The organism is Chitinophaga sp. 05T412, from assembly GCF_056396465.1.
Genome location: NZ_JBFTLN010000084.1, coordinates 1 through 454, shown reverse-complemented (window position 1 = coordinate 454; position 454 = coordinate 1). Strand labels below are relative to the sequence as shown.

1 protein-coding gene is annotated in these 454 nt (G+C 67.0%); it reads left to right on the top strand.

The window, feature by feature from the left end:
- The coding region (locus AC1DFM_RS34785; protein WP_477081381.1) for a hypothetical protein at window positions 1-282 on the top strand (282 nt) is incomplete at its 5' end.
- Between the last annotated feature and the right edge of the window lie 172 nt (window positions 283-454).

Sequence of the window (454 nt, the reverse complement as noted above, 5' to 3'; positions counted from 1 at the left end):
GCGGTGGCCTACACCAACCTGACGACCGGGACCCGCCTGACCGATGCCCACAACGGTCTGCGCGTGCTGAGCCGCGACGTCGTCGAGCGTCTCGACATCACCCAGAACCGGATGGCCCACGCCTCCGAGATCGTCGCCCAGATCGGCTCGATGCGCTTCGACGGCGCCCGGGTCGCCTATGCGGAGGAACCCGTGCACATCCTCTACACCGACTACTCCAGGGCCAAGGGCCAGTCGCTCTGGAACGCCGTCAACATCCTCGCGGAGCTGATCTGGCGATGAGCCGGCAGAGCGTCATCCAGATCCTGCTCATCGCAGCGGTGCTCGTCATCGCCTGGCGGCTGCTCATCGGCTCGGGGCAGCGCACCCAGGCCCTCCGCCGGCTGGGGCTGCTCTTCCTGCTCGGCCTCGTCATCTACTCGATCATCGACCCGAGCAAGACGTGGACCAACCT